The sequence below is a fragment of the Stenotrophomonas sp. 63632_Sma genome (assembly GCF_056482875.1).
Genome location: NZ_CM151220.1, coordinates 3,250,021 through 3,269,954 on the forward strand (window position 1 = coordinate 3,250,021; position 19,934 = coordinate 3,269,954).

19 protein-coding genes are annotated in these 19,934 nt (G+C 67.6%); 5 read left to right on the forward strand and 14 right to left on the reverse strand.

Annotated features, from left to right (window positions below):
* Position 1: 1 nt before the first annotated feature.
* Positions 2–679 carry a hypothetical protein gene (locus ACZK45_RS15195; protein WP_180836628.1) on the reverse strand — a complete coding sequence of 226 codons (678 nt, stop codon included), beginning with the start codon at positions 677–679 and terminating at the stop codon, positions 2–4.
* Positions 676–1,893, reverse strand: a complete 1,218-nt coding sequence (gene trpB, locus ACZK45_RS15200) for a tryptophan synthase subunit beta (protein WP_125895657.1) — start codon at positions 1,891–1,893, stop codon at positions 676–678. Before trpB ends, ACZK45_RS15195 begins: the two co-directional genes overlap by 4 nt.
* Before the next feature lie 97 nt (positions 1,894–1,990).
* Between trpB and ACZK45_RS15205 the strand changes: the two genes are divergently transcribed.
* A complete protein-coding gene (locus ACZK45_RS15205) occupies positions 1,991–2,878 on the forward strand; it encodes a LysR family transcriptional regulator (RefSeq protein WP_478444883.1) in 888 nt (295 codons plus the stop codon).
* 48 nt (positions 2,879–2,926) lie between these two features.
* Here the strand turns inward: ACZK45_RS15205 and ACZK45_RS15210 are convergent, their stop codons facing one another.
* The 10 genes from ACZK45_RS15210 to prmB all read right to left on the reverse strand — a co-directional run bounded on the left by ACZK45_RS15210 (position 2,927) and on the right by prmB (position 14,004).
* The gene (locus ACZK45_RS15210) at positions 2,927–4,783 is read right to left on the reverse strand and encodes a C40 family peptidase (RefSeq protein ID WP_125895656.1); all 1,857 of its coding nucleotides are present in this window, start codon (positions 4,781–4,783) and stop codon (positions 2,927–2,929) included.
* Between the two features lie 48 nt (positions 4,784–4,831).
* Positions 4,832–5,521 (reverse strand): hypothetical protein, encoded by a 690-nt coding sequence (locus ACZK45_RS15215; protein WP_125895655.1) that lies wholly within the window; start codon positions 5,519–5,521, stop codon positions 4,832–4,834.
* Between the two features lie 253 nt (positions 5,522–5,774).
* Complete coding sequence (locus ACZK45_RS15220) at positions 5,775–6,431, reverse strand: phosphoribosylanthranilate isomerase (RefSeq protein ID WP_019660598.1); 657 nt, start codon at positions 6,429–6,431, stop codon at positions 5,775–5,777.
* On the reverse strand, positions 6,428–7,198 hold the full coding sequence (truA, locus tag ACZK45_RS15225; RefSeq protein WP_049398724.1) for a tRNA pseudouridine(38-40) synthase TruA: 771 nt from the start codon (positions 7,196–7,198) through the stop codon (positions 6,428–6,430). The genes ACZK45_RS15220 and truA overlap by 4 nt, the downstream gene beginning before the upstream one ends.
* Before the next feature lie 32 nt (positions 7,199–7,230).
* On the reverse strand, positions 7,231–7,593 hold the full coding sequence (locus ACZK45_RS15230; RefSeq protein WP_125895654.1) for a VOC family protein: 363 nt from the start codon (positions 7,591–7,593) through the stop codon (positions 7,231–7,233).
* A 26-nt stretch (positions 7,594–7,619) separates the two neighbouring features.
* On the reverse strand, positions 7,620–9,674 hold the full coding sequence (locus ACZK45_RS15235) for a FimV/HubP family polar landmark protein (protein ID WP_346486252.1): 2,055 nt from the start codon (positions 9,672–9,674) through the stop codon (positions 7,620–7,622).
* Positions 9,675–9,822: 148 nt separating this feature from the next.
* Entirely contained in the window at positions 9,823–10,851 is a 1,029-nt protein-coding gene (locus ACZK45_RS15240; protein ID WP_012511725.1) for an aspartate-semialdehyde dehydrogenase, read from the reverse strand.
* A 93-nt stretch (positions 10,852–10,944) separates the two neighbouring features.
* The gene (locus tag ACZK45_RS15245; protein WP_125895652.1) at positions 10,945–11,982 is read right to left on the reverse strand and encodes a 2-hydroxyacid dehydrogenase; all 1,038 of its coding nucleotides are present in this window, start codon (positions 11,980–11,982) and stop codon (positions 10,945–10,947) included.
* Positions 11,975–13,078 (reverse strand): chorismate synthase, encoded by a 1,104-nt coding sequence (gene aroC, locus ACZK45_RS15250; protein ID WP_010483045.1) that lies wholly within the window; start codon positions 13,076–13,078, stop codon positions 11,975–11,977. Before aroC ends, ACZK45_RS15245 begins: the two co-directional genes overlap by 8 nt.
* A complete protein-coding gene (prmB, locus tag ACZK45_RS15255; protein ID WP_032128243.1) occupies positions 13,075–14,004 on the reverse strand; it encodes a 50S ribosomal protein L3 N(5)-glutamine methyltransferase in 930 nt (309 codons plus the stop codon). The genes aroC and prmB overlap by 4 nt, the downstream gene beginning before the upstream one ends.
* Positions 14,005–14,126: 122 nt before the next feature.
* On the opposite strand from prmB, the gene ACZK45_RS15260 reads away from it, so the two are divergent.
* A complete protein-coding gene (locus ACZK45_RS15260; RefSeq protein WP_006381470.1) occupies positions 14,127–14,777 on the forward strand; it encodes an SCO family protein in 651 nt (216 codons plus the stop codon).
* Positions 14,774–15,616 carry an archaetidylserine decarboxylase gene (asd, locus tag ACZK45_RS15265; protein ID WP_197615841.1) on the forward strand — a complete coding sequence of 281 codons (843 nt, stop codon included), beginning with the start codon at positions 14,774–14,776 and terminating at the stop codon, positions 15,614–15,616. Before ACZK45_RS15260 ends, asd begins: the two co-directional genes overlap by 4 nt.
* A 112-nt stretch (positions 15,617–15,728) precedes the next feature.
* On the opposite strand, the gene ACZK45_RS15270 is transcribed toward asd, so the two are convergent.
* Complete coding sequence (locus ACZK45_RS15270; RefSeq protein ID WP_071228773.1) at positions 15,729–16,076, reverse strand: ribonuclease E inhibitor RraB; 348 nt, start codon at positions 16,074–16,076, stop codon at positions 15,729–15,731.
* 22 nt (positions 16,077–16,098) lie between these two features.
* Positions 16,099–17,703, reverse strand: a complete 1,605-nt coding sequence (locus tag ACZK45_RS15275) for a transglycosylase SLT domain-containing protein (protein WP_180836622.1) — start codon at positions 17,701–17,703, stop codon at positions 16,099–16,101.
* 122 nt (positions 17,704–17,825) lie between these two features.
* On the opposite strand from ACZK45_RS15275, the gene ACZK45_RS15280 reads away from it, so the two are divergent.
* Both ACZK45_RS15280 and greB read left to right on the forward strand, forming a co-directional pair.
* Positions 17,826–19,331, forward strand: a complete 1,506-nt coding sequence (locus ACZK45_RS15280) for a helicase HerA-like domain-containing protein (protein WP_125895849.1) — start codon at positions 17,826–17,828, stop codon at positions 19,329–19,331.
* 78 nt (positions 19,332–19,409) lie between these two features.
* Positions 19,410–19,916, forward strand: coding sequence for a transcription elongation factor GreB (gene greB / locus ACZK45_RS15285; RefSeq protein ID WP_032128239.1), 507 nt, complete (start codon positions 19,410–19,412; stop codon positions 19,914–19,916).
* Positions 19,917–19,934 lie beyond the last annotated feature (18 nt).

Below are 19,934 nucleotides of genomic sequence, written 5' to 3' on the forward strand. Positions count from 1 at the left end.
CTCAGGCACATCCTTCAATCAGTTCAATCGCATCGCTGGTCCCCCAGTACATCTGGATGACCCTCCCTTCAAACAGTTCCACGCGGATGCCAAGGGCCGAGCCCGGGTCCTGCCAGGTGAGGTACTCGCCCTGGTCACCGTCGTAGGCATGCGGGCTGGATACCGGCGGCTTCGGGAACTGGGCCATGGCCTGGGCGCGGGTCATGCCGACACGCAGGCCGAACGGCCCGGGCTGCTGGGTCGGCGCCCCGCTCTCCGGATCCAGGCCGAGATCGAAACGGACGACGCGATCTTCATCGGTCATCATCGACACGCCGGGCGGCAGCCCCTTGCCGTCGTAGTACTCGCAACTGCCGCCGATGGCTTCGACCGCCCCTTGCGCGGTCCACGGCCCGAGTGCCTTCAGATCGGTCATATGCTGGCCGATCAGCACCTCGCCGGCATGGTCCAGCGCCACCGAGGCCACCGCGGGCGCGTCATCGCTGTCCTTATCTTCCACAGACGGCGGATCGTCGATCGGCGTACGCGCCATCGGGTCAAGATCATCGTTGGCGGCCCGCTGCACAGGCTGCGTGGTGGCCTTGGCGGCCGGTGCCAGCAACGGCGGCTCCGGCGGCTGGCACGCGGCCAAGCCCAGCGCCAGCAGCAGCACGCCGCTGTTCCGCAGCCGCGCGCTCACAGCACCAGCCCTTCACGCGCGGCGATGGTGTGCACGTCCTTGTCGCCACGGCCGGACAGATTGCAGAGGACGATCTGGTCACGCGGACGACCGCGCGCCAGCTTGATCGCCTGTGCCAGCGCATGGCTGGATTCCAGCGCCGGCAGAATGCCTTCGGTGTGCGCCAGCAGATGGAAGGCCTGCAGCGCTTCCTCGTCGGTGATGCCGAGGTAACGTGCGCGGCCGGTATCGGCCAGGAACGCGTGCTCCGGCCCGACACCCGGGTAGTCCAGGCCGGCTGATACCGAGTGGGTCTCGATGATCTGGCCGTCGTCGTCGCACAGCACATAGGTGCGGTTGCCGTGCAGCACGCCCGGCCGACCCGCCGCGATCGATGCAGCGTGGCGCCCGGTGCTGATGCCATCACCGGCAGCTTCGGCGCCGACGATCTCGACCTGGCGATCATTGAGGAAGGCATGGAACAGGCCGATGGCATTGCTGCCGCCGCCGACGCAAGCGGTGATCGCATCCGGCAGGCGGCCGTACTCGGCCAGCATCTGCTCGCGTGCTTCGCGGCCGACGATGGCGTTGAAATCGCGCACCATGCGCGGGTACGGATCCGGACCAGCCACGGTGCCGATGATGTAGAAGGTGTCCTGCACGTTGGTGACCCAGTCGCGCATCGCTTCATTGAGCGCGTCCTTCAGGGTGGCCGAGCCGGAGGTGACCGGCACCACCGTCGCACCGAGCAGCTTCATGCGGTAGACGTTGATCTTCTGCCGCTCGATGTCGGTGGCGCCCATGTACACCACGCATTCCAGGCCCAAGCGCGCGGCAACGGTGGCACTGGCCACGCCATGCTGCCCGGCACCGGTCTCGGCGATGATGCGCTTCTTGCCCATCCGCGCGGCCAGCAGCGCCTGGCCGATGGTGTTGTTGATCTTGTGCGCACCGGTGTGGTTCAGGTCCTCGCGCTTGAGCAGGATCTGCGCACCGCCGACATGATCGCTCAGGCGCTGGGCGTGGTAGATCGGGCTCGGCCGGCCCACGTAATGGGCCAGGTCGCGGTCATAGGCCAGCTGGAATTCGGGGTCCTGGCGGGCCTGGTCATAGGCCTGGGCCAGTTCCTGCAGCGGGCCGACCAGGGTTTCGGCGACGAAGCTGCCACCGTAGCGGCCGAAGTGGCCCTGGGCATCCGGGAAGGCGTGGTAGTCGGCAATGGGGGAGGCAGACATGGAAGCGACCGCTGGTTCGAGACAGGTGGATACTCTAGCGCACGGGTCGTGACCGGAAAATGGATATTATCTGGCGCATATCGTCAGGAAATCTCACATGAGTCGTTCCCTGCTGCCTCCCCTCAATGCGCTGCGTGCGTTCGAGGCCACCGCCCGTCTGGGCGGGGTTGGGCGCGCCGCGCAGGACCTGCATGTCACCCACGGCGCGGTCAGCCGGCAACTGAAGCTGCTGGAAGACCATCTCGGCCTGGCGCTGTTCCAGCGTGCCGGCCGCGGCCTGCGCCTCACCGCTGCGGGCACGCGACTGCAGGCCGCGTGCAGCGAGGCGTTCAGCGGCATCGAAGACTGCGTGCGCGAGCTGCGCCGGCCGACGGCGGCCCCAGCACTGGTGCTGGGCTGTAGCGGCAGCGTACTGGCGCGCTGGATGATCCCGCGCCTGCCCGTGCTGCAGGCCGCCCTGCCCGGCGTGCGCCTGCAGTGGTCGGCGCTGGATGGCAGTTTCACCGAAGCACAGGCGGCGCTGGATGCCGTGCTGCTGCTGGTGCAGGGGCCGTGGCCACGGGGCTGGCAGGTGCGTGAGCTGGCGCCGGAACGGGTCGGCGTGGTGGTGGCACCCTCGCATCCGGCCGCGCAGCGCCTGCGGCAGGTACCGCCCTCGGCGCTGCTGCAGGAAACGCTGCTGCACACCAGCTCACGGCCACAGGCGTGGCCGGCGTGGGCGCAGGCGCACGATCTGGACACCGCGAAGCTGCAGCTGGGCACCGCTTTCGAACATCTGTACTACCTGCTGGAAGCAGCCGTGGCCGGGCTGGGCCCGGCGATCGCACCGGAGCCACTGGTGGCCGAAGATCTGGCAGCAGGCCGGCTGGTCGCACCGTGGGGGTTTACCGCCACCGGCGGCTTCTGGGTGCTGGCGCGGCCGGATGGCCCGGCCGATGCACGGGTGGACGCCCTGGCCGACTGGGCAGCAGCGCAACTGCAATGAGACGAGGCCCCGGGCGGCGTTCACCGCCCGGAGCCGGCAACACAGGCCTCAGCGACCGCCCATCGCGACCCGCTGCTGCTCCTCATGCACCTGCTGCTGGTGCGAAGGATCTGCCAGCAGCTTGGCACTGGTCTGCTCCAGCGACGGCGGCGCCTGGGCCAGGTCGACCGCGGTGCGGAAGCCCGGCGTCGTGCCCATCACGAACGCCTTGCCATCCTGCACCGTGATGCTCTGCAGCTTGTCGGCCGCGTCGATTCCGTTCTGCTTTGCATGCAGGGTGATATTGGCGGCAGCCTCTTCGGAAAACACGCTGGGAAGCTTGCTGCGGACAGCGTTGTGCAGTGCGTGGTCCGGATGCGATGCATCGTTCAGCGACGGCCCCTTCGGTACAGCCGCTGCAGGTTCATGGCCCTGCGCACGGCCCGCCGCCAGCGCGGCAGCGGTCTGGCGACCGACAATTCCATCGGCCACCAGCCCCTGCTGTTTCTGCAGCGCGATCACCGCTTCGCGGGTGTGATCACCAAAACGACCATCCTCTGACAACCGATGGCCCTGCGCATCACGCACACCGAGCTGGTTGAGAGTCTGCTGCAACGCCTGCACGTCGGCGCCACGCTGCCCCTGCTTCATCACCTCGCTGGCCGCCGTGTGTGATGCAGCCGGCTGCACGGTGGCGGTTGGCCGGGACAGCGCAGGTTCGCCATTGCCGTGCAGCGGCGCGCGCACCTGGAATTCCGGCTTCGGTGTCAGCGCACCAACGATGCGGGTGCTTCCGCCATCCCAGTACCCGCCCGGCCGGATGGTGACTTCGGCCGGCCCGGTGCTTCCCTGTGAACCGATGAACTGGATGTTTCCCTGCGCGTCGTAGCCTTTGAAAATGCCGACATGCTGGCCCTGCGACGAGGAGAACATCAGGATGTCGCCCTGCTTCAGCGATCCGTTCGGTTTGCGTGCTTCGGCAGCCGAGGTCACATCGAAATGCTCGCGTGCGTAAGCCGTGGTGTTCGCACCATTGAACAGCGTCGACGTAGTGAACCCCGCAGCGTTCTCGCCACGCACGTCGTAACCCGCGTTCTTCAGGCCTCGCCATACGAACGCCGAGCAATCCACGCCGAAGCGTCCGTCACCATCGAGGTCACGCTCCAGCCGGCTGCTGTCGCGACCCGGGCGCGGATGGTCCGGGCGCCCGTATTCGTACTGGCGGCCTGAGGCCATGAAATGCTGATAGGCCTCGTTGTAGAGCGCGGCACTGCCGACTGCAGCCGCGGCCTGGCCCGCAGCGGGCGCCGCCGCCGAAGGCGTCTGTACCTGCGGTTGGGTCTGGGCCTGCACGGGCGCAGCCGCCGCTGTGCGCGTAGGAGGCTGCTGCGTGGCAACCTCACCCGGCTGCCAGCCCTCGAAACGGCGGATGCCGTCGGCCAGCACTTCACGCTCGCGCACGCTCATCTGGCCGACGGTCTTCGAGCGCAGGTCGACACCCTGGCGATCGCCTTCGGCATAGATGGTGGCCGCCTGCTCCTTGTGGTGGGTGGTGCCGCTGTAATCCTTGGTGGAGTAGCTCGGCAGCATTTCCTCCACGGTCTTGTCGCCGAACCGGCGTTCGAGCAGCTGGATCTTCGCCACCCGGCCGGCTTCATAGCTTTCGAAAACCGCGTTGCCCCATTGGTCGAGATCGACCACGCCCTTGTAGCGCCCCTGCGCCGATTCCAGCGCCTGCTCGCGGGTACGCGGATTGGTCACCGTCTTGTCCGCGCTGCCGGCGAATTCAAACTTGAGATTGCCAGGATTGTTGTTGCGCCACGAGACGCTGCCGCCTGATCGTTCGACGACACTGCCATCGTCCATTTCCAGCGTGCGCGTGGTACCTACGCTGCTGACCAGCCGGGTGATTTTTGGATCCGACATGAGCTGTTCCTTTGCCAGTGGTTGATTGGACCGCTCCCCTGGCGGTGATTACATTCCGTTGGAAAACACGTCGAGCACGTCCGCACTGACCCAGCCCTGTGCGCAGTTCCCGGCGTAACGTCCCGGCGCCGCCGCATGGCAGGCCTCGCCCCCCGTGGTCGCCAGGCCAGTGAGCGGCCTGTCGCCATAGGTGTCACACAACGTGTTGCCCTTGCACTTGCCGACCGTCGCAGCGGGAACCGCAACGACGTAATAGAACAGCGGGTTCTGTCCGGTGCGCCCGATGCCCTGCACGCAGACCAGCTGCCCCTTCGACAGCTTCGCGGTCACGCTGGCCTTGCTGCCGGTGGATGGCACCGCACTCAACGTCTCCACGCCCTTGGCATCGGCTACGCCCGCGAAGAAACCCTGGTCGCCACAGTCCGGCGACAGTTCGACATCGTAGAAATCACCGCTGTCCACATCGCCGGCCGTGCAGCCGCTGCCCGTACTGGCGTTGCTGCATTTCACGCCACTGGCCTGGATCAGCGCAGCCAGGCCGTCGGCTGCCGGTGCTGCCGCCGGAACCGTGGCCGGTGCTGTGGCAGGTGCATCTGCCGGTGCGGCAGCGGCCGGTGCCGATGCGGTCGGAGCGGATGAGTCACCGGCCGCACACGCGCCCAAGGCAAGCAGCAGGCTGGGCACGAGCGTCAGGCGGGCCAGGCGGATACGGCGGGAAGAGAGATGGGGCATATCCATTGCGTCCTCGTTCGAAAGGTAAGGCGTATCTCGAGGGTGCGGCCAGCGACACGCACACGGCATCGCACCCAGCCAAGACAGGCTGGGCGCATTGTGTCCGATCAGATGTTCGGGGGGTGTCGACTTTTTGGCGCTGGAACCTGAATTACCCGAAAGCGTGATACTCATCGCATTCAGGATTCGCCCGCCTTCACGGCACGGCGGAACGCACCGTCGACGATGACATTCCGGGTGACCCCTCAGGTGACGCGGATCACTCCAGAACGGTGCAATCCGCGCGACGCACTTCTTCGACGAAGGTGCGCATCTTGTAGCCGTCCTTGATGCCCGGCTCCAGCTCGATGCCGCTGGACACGTCCACGCCCCACGGCAGCGTCGCCAGCACAGCATCGTAGACGTTCTCAGGGTTCAGGCCACCGGCCAGCAGGAACGGCCGGTGCAACCCGGTCGGAACGCGGCCCCAGTCGAACGCCACGCCGGTGCCGCCACCGCCACCCGGGGCGTGGCTGTCGAACAGGAAGCCGGCAGCGCTGGGGTAGCGCAGCTGCAGGGTGCGGGCGTTGACCTCTTCACGGCCGCCCATGGCGATCGCCTTCAGGTACGGCATGTTGAAGCTGCGGCAGAAGCTTTCGTCTTCCTCACCATGGAACTGCAGCAGGGTCGGACGTACCGTACGCAGCACCTCGCGCACTTCCTCCTTGCTGTTGTTGCGGAACAGCGCCACCACGTCGACCATCGGCGCGATCGCCTGGCGCATCGCGCGGGCCTCGGCCGGTGCAACCCGGCGGCTGCTCTCGCGGGCAAAGATGAAACCCACTGCGTCCACGCCCAGCTCACCGGCCAGGCGGACGTCGCCGGCACGGGTCATTCCACAGAACTTGATGCGCGTACGGTAGTAGGAACGGCTCATAGCGTGACCTCGGCGGGCAGATGCCAGTTGTCGGGGTACAGGGGCCCAAGGAACACCAGGCCCTGCGGCGGTGCGGTGGGACCAGCTACGGTGCGGTCGCGCCCGGCCAGCAGTTCGGCGATCCATTCCACCGGTTTTTCGCCGCTGCCCACCAGGATCAACGATCCGACGATATTGCGGACCATGTGATGAAGAAATGCATTGCCACGTACTGCGACTTCGATCACTTCGCCATGACGGCTGACCTGCAGCGACTGCAGTTCACGCCGCGCATGCAGCGCCTGGCACTGCACCGAACGGAACGCGCTGAAGTCATTCTCACCAAGCAATGCCTGGCCGGCGGCGTGCATCAGGGTCTCGTCCAGCGCACGGCGCTCCCAGCTCAGGGTCTGCCGGTCCAGCGCCGGCCGTACCTCGCGGTTGAGCAGCCGATAGCGATAGCGGCGCGCACGCGCGGAGAAGCGGGCGTGGAAATCATCGGCCACCGGCACGCACCAGCGCACCGCGATCGAGCGCGGCAGGCGGGTGGTGGTGCCGAGCATCCAGGCGCGCGGATCGCGCACCACGTCGGTATCGAAATGCACGACCTGGCACTGGCCATGCACGCCGGCATCGGTGCGGCCGGCGCAGACCACCTGCAGCGGCGCATCAGCCACCGATGACAGGGCCTGCTCGAGGCTGGCCTGCACGCTGGGACCACCCTCGCCCAGGTTCTGCCAGCCCCTGAAATCGCTGCCGTCGTACTCGACGCCAAGCGCATAACGCATGTGCTACCTCGATGTTGCGGATGGGGCGGCGCTCAGGCCGGATCGCGTTCGGACCAGACCGCCAGTTCGTTGCCACCGGGCTCGACGAACTGGAAGCGGCTGCCACCGGGGAAGGAAAACACCGCGCGCACGATCTCGCCGCCGGCTTCGCGCACGGCGGCCTCGACCGGTGCCAGTGCGTCGGCATACAGCACCAGCAGCGGTGCACCGCTGTCGCTGGCCCGCTGCGGCTGGCCACGGAAGAAGCCGCCCTGCAGGCGGCCATCGTCGAACGCCGTGTAGTCGCTGCCGTAGTCGACGAACGACCAGCCGAACACCTTCTCGAAGAAGGCACGGCTGGCAGCCGGGTCGCTGGACGCGAATTCAACGTAGTCGATGCGGCGTTCGCGGCTCATGGCAAGGTCCTTGTCGGCAGATTCGGTCACGGCAGGCGGGCCAGCAGTTCGCGGGCCTGGGCCTGGCTGTGCAGGTCACCGCCTTCGGCGACTTCCAGCAACAGGGTGCGCGCCGTCTGCGCGTCGCCCAGATCGAGGTAGGCAATGGCCAGTTCCAGGCGCTCCTGGCCGGCACGTGGCGACCAGCCGGCGTCGTCGGCAGGCACGGCCGCGCTCGACGCGATGTCGTCGGAATGAGAGGCCTCGATGCTGCCATGGTCGATGCCGTCGACGGCTTCGGGATGAGCGGCATCCGCCGGCGCCTCGTTGTCATGCGCGTCGGCCGGCAGATCGAACACGCCGCGGAACTGCGGCTGCTGTTCGGCATGCAGTGCGTAGTCCGGCACCGCCACTTCGGCCGGCGCCTGCGGTACAACGCGTTCGTCCTGCAGCGGCGCGGCGACGACAACCTCGTCGGCGGTGGTTGCGGAATCGTCCCAGCGCGGCAGATCGGTCACCGCTTCGGGCAAGGCCACCGCGTCCTCGTCGCGCAGCGTGTCGGCCTGCCAGTCGGCCCGTACCGCGTGCTCGGCGACGGGTTCGGCGACCACTACGTCGTGCACTTCGGTTTCGGTCGCCCAGTCGGGCATCGCCGGTTCCTGGCGGCCGTTGCCGGCAACAGCCGATGACCACGAGGACTGCTCGGCCAGCGTATCCAGCGCCGCACCCGCCGGCACCGCTGCGGCCAGGCCGGCGGCATCGTCTTCCTCACGCAGCGGCGGCAGCGGCGACGGCTTGCGACGACGCAGCAGCCAGGCGGCGCCCGCCGCCAGCAGCAGCACCGGCAGCCCCAGCCAGTACCACGGCGTTGCCGCATCGCGGGCATCCGGTGCCTGCGTCAGGCGCTGCTGCGCGGCGGCCAGGTCGTTGTCCTTCATCGCGATCAGCGACTGCTGCTGTTCCTTGAGCTTTTCAAGGTCGGCCACGCGCTGCTTCAGCTCGCCGATCTCGGCATCGCGGGTGGCGATGTCCTCACGCGCCTGGCGCAGTTGTTCGTTGCCCAGCATGTCACCCTCGCTGCCGGCAGCGGTGCCGGTGGTTGTGCCCGCGTGCGCGGCGTCGGACGCCAGCGCCGGAGCGATCTCAAGTCGTGCCCCATTGGCCGCAGCCGGGGAAGAAGCGTTCGTGGCTGCCGCCCTGGCAACCGGTGCGGCCATGCCCACCGGTTGCGGCACGGTACGTGCCTGCCGCCATTGCGCGGCATGCTCGCGCACGAGCGTCGCCGCTTCGGCAGCGTCGACCGCAGCAAGCGCATCACTGCCGGGCATGCGCAGCACCGCACCCTGCTTGAGCAGGTTGACGTTGCCGCGGATGAAGGCTTCGGGATTGGCACGCAGCAGGGCGATCATCGCGCGGTCGCGACTGACCTGGTTGCCACGTGCCACCGCACTGGCGATCTGCGACAGGGTCTGCCCGCGCTGCACGGTGATGCTGCCATCGGCCGCCGGTGCAGCAACTGGCGCGGAGGCCGCACGCGGGCGTGCCGGTGCTGGCGCCACCGCTGGTGGCGGCGTCGTGGGCGTCTCTGCTGCTGGCACCGAAGCCGGTGCAGGTTCGCGCACGATGGTATTGGAGAGCGTACCGGCCGGCGCGACGATTTCCGGCTCGGCCACGGCCAACGCACTGGGTGGCGCATCGACCAGTGCCGAGTACTCACGCACCAGGCGGCCCTGGCCCCAGTCGGCTTCGATCAGGAAGCTGAGCGACGGCGTCTCCACCGGCGCCTGCGAGGTGACGCGCACCACCGCCCTGCCCTGCGTGTCGCGGGTCAGTTCGAACTGCAGTTCACTGACCAGTCCGGTTGGCCGCTGCAGGCCGACACGTTCGAAGGTGACCGGTGAGGCCAGCGCCACGCGCAGGTTTTCCAGTTCGGACGGGTCCGCCGAGACCACCGGGATTTCGGCCAGCAGGGGCTGGCCCGGCTTGGACAGGACCCGGATGTCGCCCAACCCCAGGGCAAGCGCCGAACTGCTGGCCAGGGCGAGCAGTGCGGCGGACAGATAGGTGAGCGGGCGCTTTGCGCCCTTGGCCCGTTTATTCATGGGCGACACTATAAAGCGTGCGGACCGGGGTCCGCACCCACCGATGGGAGACCTTCGGTAGTGCCGGCAGCTGGCCGGCATACACGCACGCCCCCATCACGGCAATGCCGGCCAGCGGCCGGCACTACCGATGAGGCAACCGCTGTGATCAGCGCTGCTCGGCGGCGACCAGCTCGGCCAGCTGCACGGCATTCAACGCCGCGCCCTTGCGCACGTTGTCCGACACGATCCACAGGTTCAGGCCACGCGGGTGCGACAGGTCCTCGCGGATGCGGCCGACGTACACCGCGTCGGTGCCCGACGCATGCGTGACCGGGGTCGGGTAGCCGCCAGCCTCGTGGCGATCCACCACTTCGATGCCCGGCGACTGCTCCAGCAGCGCGCGTGCTTCGGCCACGGTGACCTTGTCGCGGGTCTCGATCGCGACCGACTCGGAGTGGCCGTAGAACACCGGCACACGCACTGCAGTCGGGTTCACCAGGATGCTGTCGTCACCGAGGATCTTGCGGGTCTCCCAGATCAGCTTCATCTCTTCCTTGGTGAAGCCATTGTCCTGGAAGTCGTCGATGTGCGGGATCAGGTTGAAGGCGATCTGCACCGGGAAGCGCTGCGGATCGATTTCCTGGAAACTCAGCAGCTGGCCGGTCTGCTTGCCCAGCTCCTCGGTTGCCGAACGGCCACCGCCGGACACCGACTGGTAAGTGGAGACGTTGATGCGCTCGATGCCGTACTTGCGATGCAGCGGCGCCAGCGCCACCAGCATCTGCATGGTCGAGCAGTTCGGGTTGGCGATGATGCCGCGCGGACGGTTGGCGACCTGCTCCGGGTTGACCTCGGACACCACCAGCGGCACGTCATCGTCGTAACGGAAGGCCGAGGAGTTGTCGATCACCACCGCACCCGCTGCGGCGAACTTCGGTGCATATTCCTTCGACACGCTGCCGCCGGCCGAGAACAGGGCGATCTCGACGCCGCTCGGATCGAAGGTGGCCAGGTCCTGGACCTTGACCTTCTGGCCGTTGAACTCGATCTCGCCGCCGGCCGAACGCTCGGAGGCGAGGACGCTCAGGGTACCGACCGGGAAATCACGTTCGGCCAGGATCGACAACATGGTCTCGCCGACCGCACCGGTGGCACCGACGACGGCCACGTGGAAACTGCGCTGTGCATTGCTCATGGGGGAAACTCTCACGAAAACGGGGATGGGGAAAAAAACACGCACGACAGCTGGGTTCGGGGAACCTCCTCAAGCGGGGCGCGCGGAGGTTCCCTATCGTTTCCCGGTTTTTTTGCCCAGAGTCACGCGCGCGGCCATCGCCGCGTCAGCGTTGATCGCGCTCGGCATGCGCGATGGGCCGCCGTCCAGGCCGAGCCCGGCAACCAGATTATCCACGGCCAGCTGTACCATCGCCGTGCGCGTGGCCAGCGAGGCGCTGCCGATGTGCGGAGTGAGCACGACGTTGCGCAGCGCCAGCAGTTCGGGGCGTACCTTTGGCTCGCCTTCGTACACATCCAGACCCGCTGCAGCAAGGCGGCCGTTGGCCAGCGCATCGGCCAGCGCGATCTCATCGACCAGGCCACCGCGGGCGATGTTCACCAGCGTCGCCGACGGCTTCATCTTCGCCAGCGCGGCGGCATCGATCAGGTGGTGCGAGGCCGGGGTATACGGCAGCACCAGCAGCAGGTGATCGGACTGCGCCAGCAGCGTGTCCAGGTCAACGTAACGGGCCGCCACCTCCGCTTCGGTCGCGGCCGGAAGCTGCGAACGGTTGTGGTAAAGCACCTTCATGCCGAAACCATGCGCGCCGCGACGGGCGATGCCCTGGCCGATGCGGCCCATGCCGAGGATACCCAGCGTGCTGCCGTGGATGTCGGCACCGAGCATGGTCTGGAACGACCACTGCTGCCACTGGCCTTCGCGCAGCCAGCGCTCGGATTCAGTGATGCGGCGCGCGGTGGCCATCAACAGAGCGAAACCGAGATCGGCGGTGGTTTCAGTCAGGACGTCCGGGGTATTGCTGGCGAGGATGCCGGCCGCGCTGAGCGCGTCGACGTCCAGGTTGTTGTAGCCCACCCCGACATTGGCGATCACCTGCAGCTGCGCGGCGCCGGACACCTGGGCCGCACCGATGCGCTCGTTGAGGGTGATGATGGCGCCGTCGGCGCTGGCCAGCTGTTCGGCGATCTGGTCGGGCGACCACGCGGTGACGGTGTCGGTGCTGCGCAGCTGCACTCGATCGCGCAGCGGCGCGATGGCCGCGTCGATCAGCGGCTGGCTCACCCACACGGTCGGCCGCGTGTCAGCCATCGATCTGCCCGGGAATACGCGGGGTGATCGTGCCAACATCGCCGCACTGCGCGCGATGACGCAGCGCCTGGTCCATCAGCACCATCGCCACCATCGCCTCGGCGATCGGGGTGGCGCGGATACCGACGCAGGGATCGTGGCGACCGGTGGTGACGACCTCCACCACGTTGCCGGCCGTGTCCAGCGACGGGCCGGGCAGGCGCAGGCTGGAAGTCGGCTTGAGCACGATCGAGGCGACCACCGGCTGGCCGGTGGAAATGCCACCGAGGATGCCGCCGGCATGGTTGCTGGCGAAGCCCTGCGGGGTCAGCAGGTCGCGGTGTTCGGTGCCCTTCTGTGCGGCGCTGGCGAAACCGTCGCCGATCTCAACGCCCTTCACCGCGTTGATGCTCATCAGCGCGGCAGCCAGTTCGCCATCGAGCTTGCCGTAGATCGGCTCGCCCCAGCCTGGCGGCACGTTGTCGGCCACCACGTCCACGCGCGCACCGACCGAATCACCGGACTTGCGCAGCGCATCCATGTACGCCTCCAGTTCCGGCACCTGTGCGGCGTGCGGCCAGAAGAAGGGATTGTCTTCCACCGCCGACCAGTCGAAACCGGCCGGGGTGATGTCGCCGAGCTGCGACAGGTAGCCGCGCACGGTCACGCCGAAGCGCTCGGCCAGCCATTTCTTGGCGACTACGCCGGCGGCCACGCGCATGGTGGTCTCGCGCGCGGAAGAACGGCCGCCACCGCGCGGGTCGCGGATGCCGTACTTGTGCCAGTAGCTGTAGTCGGCATGGCCCGGCCGGAACTGCTGGCCGATGTTGGCGTAGTCCTTGCTGCGCTGGTCGGTGTTGCGGATCAGCAGGGCGATCGGCGTGCCGGTGGTCAGGCCCTCGTACACGCCGGACAGGATCTCGACCTCGTCCGCCTCGCGGCGCGCTGAGGTGTGCCGGCTCTTGCCGGTAGCGCGACGCTGCAGGTCGTGGGCGAATTCGGCCGCGTCCAGCGCCAGCCCCGGAGGGCAGCCATCGATCACGCAGCCGATGGCCGGCCCGTGCGACTCGCCGAACGTGGTGACGGTGAACAGCTTGCCGAACGAATTGGAGCTCACGGGCGCTGCGCCGCCAGCTCGGTGATGCGCGCGCTGTGGGCGATCAGCTCGCGGCATTCGACCGCGAAGATGCCCATCTGGCCGACCTTGAATTCGATCCAGGCGAAGTCGACTTCCGGCAGCAGCTTGATCAGGTGCTGCTCGGACTCGCCCACTTCACAGATCAGCAGGCCGTCCTCGCTCAGGTGCAGCGGGGCATCGCGCAGGATCTTCAGCACCAGGTCCAGGCCGTCGTCACCGGCACGCAGGCCCATCTCCGGCTCGTAGGAGTATTCCTGCGGCAGGGCATCGGTCTCGTCGTTGGTGACGTACGGGGGGTTGGTGACGATCAGGTCGTAGTGGCGACCGGTCAGGCCGTTGAACAGGTCCGACTTGAGCAGGGTCACGTTGTGCGCCTGCAGGCGTTCCTTGTTTTCCTCGGCCAGCGACAGCGCGTCGTCGCTCAGGTCGACACCGTCCACTTCCCAGTTCGGGTAATAGTGGCCCATGGCGATGGCGATGCAGCCCGAACCGGTGCACAGGTCCAGCGCACGGCTGACATCGCGGCCGGCCAACCACGGCTCGAAGCCGCACTCGATCAGTTCAGCGATCGGCGAGCGCGGCACCAGGGCGCGCTTGTCGCTCTTGAAGCTCAGACCGGCGAACCAGGCCTCACCGGTCAGGTAGGCGGCCGGGATGCGTTCGTCGATGCGACGCTGGAACAGTTCCAGCACACGCACCTTCTCTTCCTGCAGCAGACGCGCCTGGCCGTAGGCCGGGCCCAGATCGTGCGGCAGGTGCAGGCTGTGCAGCACCAGCTGGGTGGCCTCATCCAGCGCGTTGTCGTAGCTGTGCCCGAAGGTCAGCCCGGCTTCGTTGAAACGGCTGGTGCCGTAGCGGATCAGATCGATGATCGTGTGGAGTTCGGCGGCCGTTTCAGCGGTCATGGCGGTACTGCGGGCAAAGTGGCCCTCGATTATAGGGGCTGGCGCCCGCGGCGGCATCCGTTGCGGCAGAAACGATCGAGCCGCAGCCGGTATGATGGAGCCCACTTCGCGCGGGGGCTCCCATGTTCAATCGCAACGCCGGCATCATCCTGCTGATCGCCCTGGCGGCGGGTCTCGGCCTGCTGGCCGCCCAGCAGGTGTTCGCGCCGAAGCCGCCGGCCAATGCCCCGGCCACCGAAGCGATCACGCTGTACCCGCAGCCGCGCGAACTGCCCGACTTCAATCTGGCCCAGTCCGACGGCACCCGCCTGATCCCGGGCGAACTGAAGGGTCACTGGACCCTGGTGTTCTTGGGCTTCACCTTCTGCCCGGACGTCTGCCCGACCACCCTGGCCGAGCTGGCCGGCGCGCAGAACCAGTGGGAGGCCCTGCCCGACAGCCTGCGCCCGCGCGTGCTGTTCATCTCGGTCGACCCGGACCGTGACAGCGCCACCCGCCTCGGCGAGTACGTGCACGGCTTCCACAAGGACACTCTGGCCGCCACCGCCGATGTGCCCTCGCTGGAGCGCTTCGCCACCTCGCTGGGCTTCGTGTTCCAGAAGGTGCCGGGCAAGCACTTCGACGAGAACCCCGAGGATTACACCGTCGAGCACTCGGCCAGCCTGGCCGTGCTCGACCCGCAGGGCCGCCTTGCCGGCCTGGTGCGGCCCCCGTTCAACGCGCCGGCCATTGCCCGCGACCTGCAGAAGCTGACCGAGAAAACCGCCCCATGAGCCTCACCACCGCCCTGACGTACGCCCTGCCCCACCGCCTGCTGTCCTCGATGGCGCGTTCGCTGGCGTACTCGGACGATCCGCGCGTGTCGCGCTGGCTGATCGACACGGTCACCCGCAAGTTCAACGTCAATCTGGACGAAGCGGCCAACCCGGACCCGCGCAGCTATGCCACCTTCAACCAGTTCTTCACCCGTGCGCTGAAGCCGGGCGCGCGCGTGGCCGATGCCGATCCGCGCAGCCTGGTGATGCCGGCCGATGGCCGCATCAGCCAGCTCGGCAGGATCGAAGCCGGCCGCATCTTCCAGGCCAAGGGCCAGTCGTTCACCGCCGCCGAACTGCTGGGCAGTGACGAGGATGCCAAGCCGTACAACGACGGCCTGTACGCCACCGTGTACCTGTCGCCGCGCGACTACCATCGCGTGCACATGCCGTGGACCGGCACCCTGCGCGAAACCGTGCACGTGCCGGGCCGCCTGTTCAGCGTCGGCCCGGCCGCCGTCAACGGCGTGCCGCGCCTGTTCGCGCGCAACGAACGCCTGGTCTGCCATTTCGACACCAGCTTCGGCCCGATGGTCAGCGTGATGGTCGGTGCGCTGCTGGTGTCCGGCGTGGAAACCGTGTGGAGCGGCGAAGAAATTCCGGCCTACGGTGACCGCATCACCCGCAAGGACTACCGCGGCCGGGGCATCCAGCTGGAGCGTTTCGCCGAGATGGCGCGCTTCAACTACGGCTCGACCGTGATCGTGCTGCTGCCGCCGGGCGTAGCCGAGTTCGCCCCGCAGCTGGGCGCCGAAAGCCCGGTGCAGCTGGGCCAGGCGCTGGCGAAGCTGCGCTGACAAAAAGGGGACGGAGGGGATTAAGTCGTTTATGCATAAACGACTTAATCCCCTCCGTCCCCTTTTTCCACAACGGAATGCCGGCCAGCGGCCGGCACTACCGGTACGCGCGTTACTGCAGGGCCGGAGCCGGGCCGACGTCCATGCCGTCGTAGTCTTCCACGCCCTTTTCCGCGGCCAGCGCAGCGAATTCCTGGTTGCGGCGATCCAGCGAGGCTTCGTCGTGGATCTCCACACGCTCCACGTGCAGCACGTGGAACGGCGCGTCGCCCTCTTCCGGCTCCTGCTCGAACAGTTCCACGAAGGTATAGCCCTGCGCCTGCAGGTGCTCTGCCAGTGCCTGCAACGGCTCGGCAGTGGAGTGCACGAAGAAGTACCCCCACAGCAACGGGCCGGTGATGTCCCAGTCGGTGTTTTCGCGGAGGTTGGCGAACAGGTTGCGGGTGTCTTCGAGGTCCATGCGGATTCCAGGGTCGGGGGGATTACTTGTCGCAGCCCTGCAGCTTCAGCGTCTGGCCGTGGCGCAGGCTGTAGGCCGGGGCCTTCAGGCCATTGGCGCGGGCCAGGGTGGGCACGTCGCACTGGAACTTGGCCGCGATGGCGCCCAGGGTTTCACCCCGGCCCACCTTGTGGCTGCGCACCGGCTTCGGGCGCGCCGCCGGGCGCGGCGTGGCCACCGGAGCGACCGGCGTGGTCGGCACGCTGGTGGACGCGGCCGCATCGGCCACCGGCACCACGCCGCCCACGGCCACGCTTCCGGTGTAGCTGGTCGCGGCCGGACGCTTGATTGCTGCGTTCAGATCGGCGGTGATCAGCGTGCGGGCCAGGTCGGCACGCGGGCCACTGACGCAGTTGCGCTGGTACAGGCCGGCGATGCGGGTGGTGGCATTGATCAGCGTGCCGGCCGGGATCCAGCCATCGGCCTCATAGCGCGGGTTGAGGTTGCGCAGCGCGCGCATGTAGCCATCGCGGGTGCCGTGGCTGCCCAGGCAGATGGTCAGTTCGTAGATGGTGGTCGACTTGGCCAGGCGCAGCGTGGCCGGCTGCGCGCTGATCTTCGGGAACTCCACGCCGTATTGCTGCGGGTGCAGGAAGATCCAGGCCGCGGCGATCACCATCGGCACGTAGTCCTTGGTCTCGCCGGGGAACTGGTTGTAGACGCTGTCGGTCCAGAAGCTCTGCCCGGCGCTCTGCTTGAACACGCGCGCGGCGCGGCCTTCGCCACCATTGTAGGCGGCCACCGACATTTCCACGTTGTTGTTCAGTTCGCGCAGGCGTTCGTTGAGGTAGCTGGCGCTGGCCTCGGCCGCACTGCGTGCATCGAAGCGGGTGTCAAAGCCGGTGCCATCCGGGCCGAGGCCGAAGCGGCGGCCGGTGGCCGGCATGAACTGCATCAACCCGGCGGCGCCAGCGCGCGATGAAGCATGCACGCGGCCATTGGACTCCTTGGCCATGATGCCGAACAGCAGCGCTTCAGGCAGGCCACGCTTCTCCCACTCCGGCCACATCACCGCACGCAGGTTCTGGTAGTTCTCGTAGCTGGTCAGCAACGCCGGGCGCATGTCGGTCAACCAGCGGCGGATGCCGGCCTGCACGGCGGGGTTGTACTCGACCATGGTGTCGAAGGCATGTCGCTTGTCGTTGAGCAGCGCTGCAGCGCGCGCGGCCTCCGGCACGTCGGCGGTAAGCGGGCCGATATGGTCGGGGTCGGCTTCCAGGCGGTCACCCCCCTCATCGGCCACGTCATCGCTGGCAGCGGCATCAGCATCATGCTTGAGCAGACGCTTGTAGCTGGCCAGCAGGGTGCCCATCTGGCAGCCCTTCTGCTTCACGCAGTCGTTGAGGACATCTTCCATGTCCTCCAGCGCGGCGTCGGCTTCGTTGCTGCCCTTGGGGTCGGCATTGGCGACCAGCAGCAGCGCATCGCTGTAGCGCTTCTCGGCGGCGGTCATGCGCTGCTGCAGCGCATCCACCTTCACCTTGTCCCGGGCCGAAACCCGCTGCGCATGGGCGTCGGGCGCCAGGGAAACCAGGCCGGCCAGGGCCAGCAGCGGCCAACCGCGGGAAATCAGGACAGGAACGGGCATTGATGGCACTGTGTGCGAAACAGGCAGGCAGAGTAGCGGCGCCGCCAAGGTCCGGGCAAGCCGACCTTCGGACCGTCACCGCCGGCGGTTAACATTGGGCTATTCACCACAAGGGCTGGACCATGGATCCGATTCTGCTCGGCAAAGGCATCACCGACGATGTGGCCGTCACCCTGCTGCCGAAACTCGGCAACCGCCACGGCCTGGTGGCCGGCGCCACCGGTACCGGCAAGACCGTGACCCTGATGACCCTGGCCGAGGGCTTCTCGCGGCTGGGCGTGCCGGTGTTCCTGGCCGATGTCAAGGGCGATGTGTCCGGCCTGGCGGTGCCCGGCCCTGGCGCCGAAAACCTGCTCAAGCGCGCCGCCGAGATCGGCGTGGCCGACTACGCGCCGGCCGCCAGCCCGACCATTTTCTGGGACCTGTACGGCAAGCTGGGTCACCCGGTGCGCACCACGGTCAGCGAGATGGGCCCGACCCTGCTGGCGCGCATCCTCGAGTTGAACGACACCCAGTCCGGCGTGCTCGACATCGTGTTCAAGCTGGCCGACGACCGTGGCCTGCTGCTGCTGGACATGGACGACCTGCGCGCCCTGCTCGGCCTGGTGGCCGAGGAGCGCAAGGACATCTCCACCGAGTACGGCCTGGTCAGCGCGCAGTCCATCGCTGCGATCCAGCGGTCGGTGCTGCGCCTGGCGCAGGATGGCGGCGAGAACTTCTTCGGTGAGCCGGCCTTGGAACTGGCCGACATCATGCGGGTCAATCACGACGGCCGCGGCGTGATCGGCATCCTCGCCGCCGACCAGCTGGTGCTCAAGCCCAAGTTGTATTCCACCTTCCTGCTGTGGCTGCTGTCGGAGCTGTTCGAGCAGCTGCCGGAGGTGGGCGACCTGGACAAGCCGAAGCTGGTCTTCATCTTCGACGAGGCCCACCTGCTGTTCGACGACGCACCGGCCTCGCTGGTGCAGCGCATCGAGCAGGTGGTGCGCCTGATCCGCTCCAAGGGCGTGGGCGTGTATTTCTGCTCGCAGTTCCCCGACGACGTACCGGGCAACATCCTCGGCCAGCTCGGCAACCGCGTGCAGCACGCACTGCGTGCGTTCACCCCGCGCGACCAGAAGGCGGTGAAGACCGCTGCCGAGACCTTCGTGCCGAATCCGAAGCTGGACGTGGCCAAGGTGCTCAGTCAGCTCGGCACCGGCGAAGCACTGGTCTCCACGCTGCAGGACAAGGGCGTGCCGATGCCGGTGCAGCAGACGATGATCGCACCGCCGCGCTGCCGGATGGGGCCGATCACCGAGGCCGAGCGCACCCAGGTGCGTGCCGGCAGCCCGGTCGGCAGCCGCTACGACACCGCGATCAACCGCGAATCGGCCGCCGAGCTGCTGGCCCAGCGTGCGCAGAAAACAGTCGAGCAGGCGCAGGCTCCCGCCGCCCGCAGCCGCGAGCAGGACGAAGCGCAGGAAGGCGGTTTCGGCCAGGCGATCAAGGATGCGATCTTCGGCACCAAGCGCCGCCAGGGCATGATCGAGACCATGGCCAAGCAGACCACGCGTACCGTTGGCACCAAGCTGGGCAACCAGATCGTGCGCGGCCTGCTGGGCGGCATCTTCGGCGGCAAACGCTGACCTGCCCTCCCGGGGTCGGAGGCCTTTCCTGTGGAAAGGACCCGGCCCCATCGTTCCCCTGAAAAGAAGTTGCACCACATGTCGCGTTGGCGTCCCCCTGCAGAAAAGAGTACCGCCCTGATCACCGCCTCCGGCCACGCCCGGTTGAAGGCCGAACTGGATGAGCTGTGGCGTGTGCGCCGCCCGGAGGTGGTGAAGGCGCTGGCCGCCGCTGCCGCGGAAGGCGACCGCTCCGAGAACGCCGAGTACACCTACCGCAAGAAGCAGCTGGGTGAAATCGACCGCCGCGTGCGCTACCTGACCAAGCGGCTGGAATCGCTGCGCGTGGTCGACACCACGCCGACCGATCCGCAGGCGGTGTTCTTTGGTGCGTGGGTGGAACTGGAGAACGTGGACAGTGGCGACACCAGCCGCTATCGCATTGTCGGCCCGGATGAGACCGACGCAGGCCTGGGTTGGATCAGCATCGATTCGCCGCTGGCACGTGCACTGCTGAAGAAGCGGCTGGATGATGAATTCTCGGTGGAGCTGCCCGGCGGCCAGTTCACCTTTGCGGTAATCGGGGTGGAATACGAGCCGTTGTAGAGTCGACTGTCAGTCGAC

What these genes read in the sequence shown, in the direction of transcription:
- ACZK45_RS15235 (WP_346486252.1), bottom strand. Translation starts at nt 9,674, where the DNA reads ATGAATAAACGGGCCAAGGGCGCAAAGCGCCCGCTCACCTATCTGTCC.
- greB (WP_032128239.1), top strand. Translation starts at nt 19,410, where the DNA reads ATGTCGCGTTGGCGTCCCCCTGCAGAAAAGAGTACCGCCCTGATCACC.
- ACZK45_RS15205 (WP_478444883.1), top strand. Translation starts at nt 1,991, where the DNA reads ATGAGTCGTTCCCTGCTGCCTCCCCTCAATGCGCTGCGTGCGTTCGAG.
- ACZK45_RS15280 (WP_125895849.1), top strand. Translation starts at nt 17,826, where the DNA reads ATGGATCCGATTCTGCTCGGCAAAGGCATCACCGACGATGTGGCCGTC.
- ACZK45_RS15270 (WP_071228773.1), bottom strand. Translation starts at nt 16,076, where the DNA reads ATGGACCTCGAAGACACCCGCAACCTGTTCGCCAACCTCCGCGAAAAC.
- trpB (WP_125895657.1), bottom strand. Translation starts at nt 1,893, where the DNA reads ATGTCTGCCTCCCCCATTGCCGACTACCACGCCTTCCCGGATGCCCAG.
- truA (WP_049398724.1), bottom strand. Translation starts at nt 7,198, where the DNA reads ATGCGTTATGCGCTTGGCGTCGAGTACGACGGCAGCGATTTCAGGGGC.
- ACZK45_RS15215 (WP_125895655.1), bottom strand. Translation starts at nt 5,521, where the DNA reads ATGGATATGCCCCATCTCTCTTCCCGCCGTATCCGCCTGGCCCGCCTG.
- asd (WP_197615841.1), top strand. Translation starts at nt 14,774, where the DNA reads ATGAGCCTCACCACCGCCCTGACGTACGCCCTGCCCCACCGCCTGCTG.
- ACZK45_RS15245 (WP_125895652.1), bottom strand. Translation starts at nt 11,982, where the DNA reads ATGGCTGACACGCGGCCGACCGTGTGGGTGAGCCAGCCGCTGATCGAC.
- ACZK45_RS15275 (WP_180836622.1), bottom strand. Translation starts at nt 17,703, where the DNA reads ATGCCCGTTCCTGTCCTGATTTCCCGCGGTTGGCCGCTGCTGGCCCTG.
- ACZK45_RS15210 (WP_125895656.1), bottom strand. Translation starts at nt 4,783, where the DNA reads ATGTCGGATCCAAAAATCACCCGGCTGGTCAGCAGCGTAGGTACCACG.
- ACZK45_RS15260 (WP_006381470.1), top strand. Translation starts at nt 14,127, where the DNA reads ATGTTCAATCGCAACGCCGGCATCATCCTGCTGATCGCCCTGGCGGCG.
- ACZK45_RS15230 (WP_125895654.1), bottom strand. Translation starts at nt 7,593, where the DNA reads ATGAGCCGCGAACGCCGCATCGACTACGTTGAATTCGCGTCCAGCGAC.
- ACZK45_RS15240 (WP_012511725.1), bottom strand. Translation starts at nt 10,851, where the DNA reads ATGAGCAATGCACAGCGCAGTTTCCACGTGGCCGTCGTCGGTGCCACC.
- ACZK45_RS15220 (WP_019660598.1), bottom strand. Translation starts at nt 6,431, where the DNA reads ATGAGCCGTTCCTACTACCGTACGCGCATCAAGTTCTGTGGAATGACC.
- prmB (WP_032128243.1), bottom strand. Translation starts at nt 14,004, where the DNA reads ATGACCGCTGAAACGGCCGCCGAACTCCACACGATCATCGATCTGATC.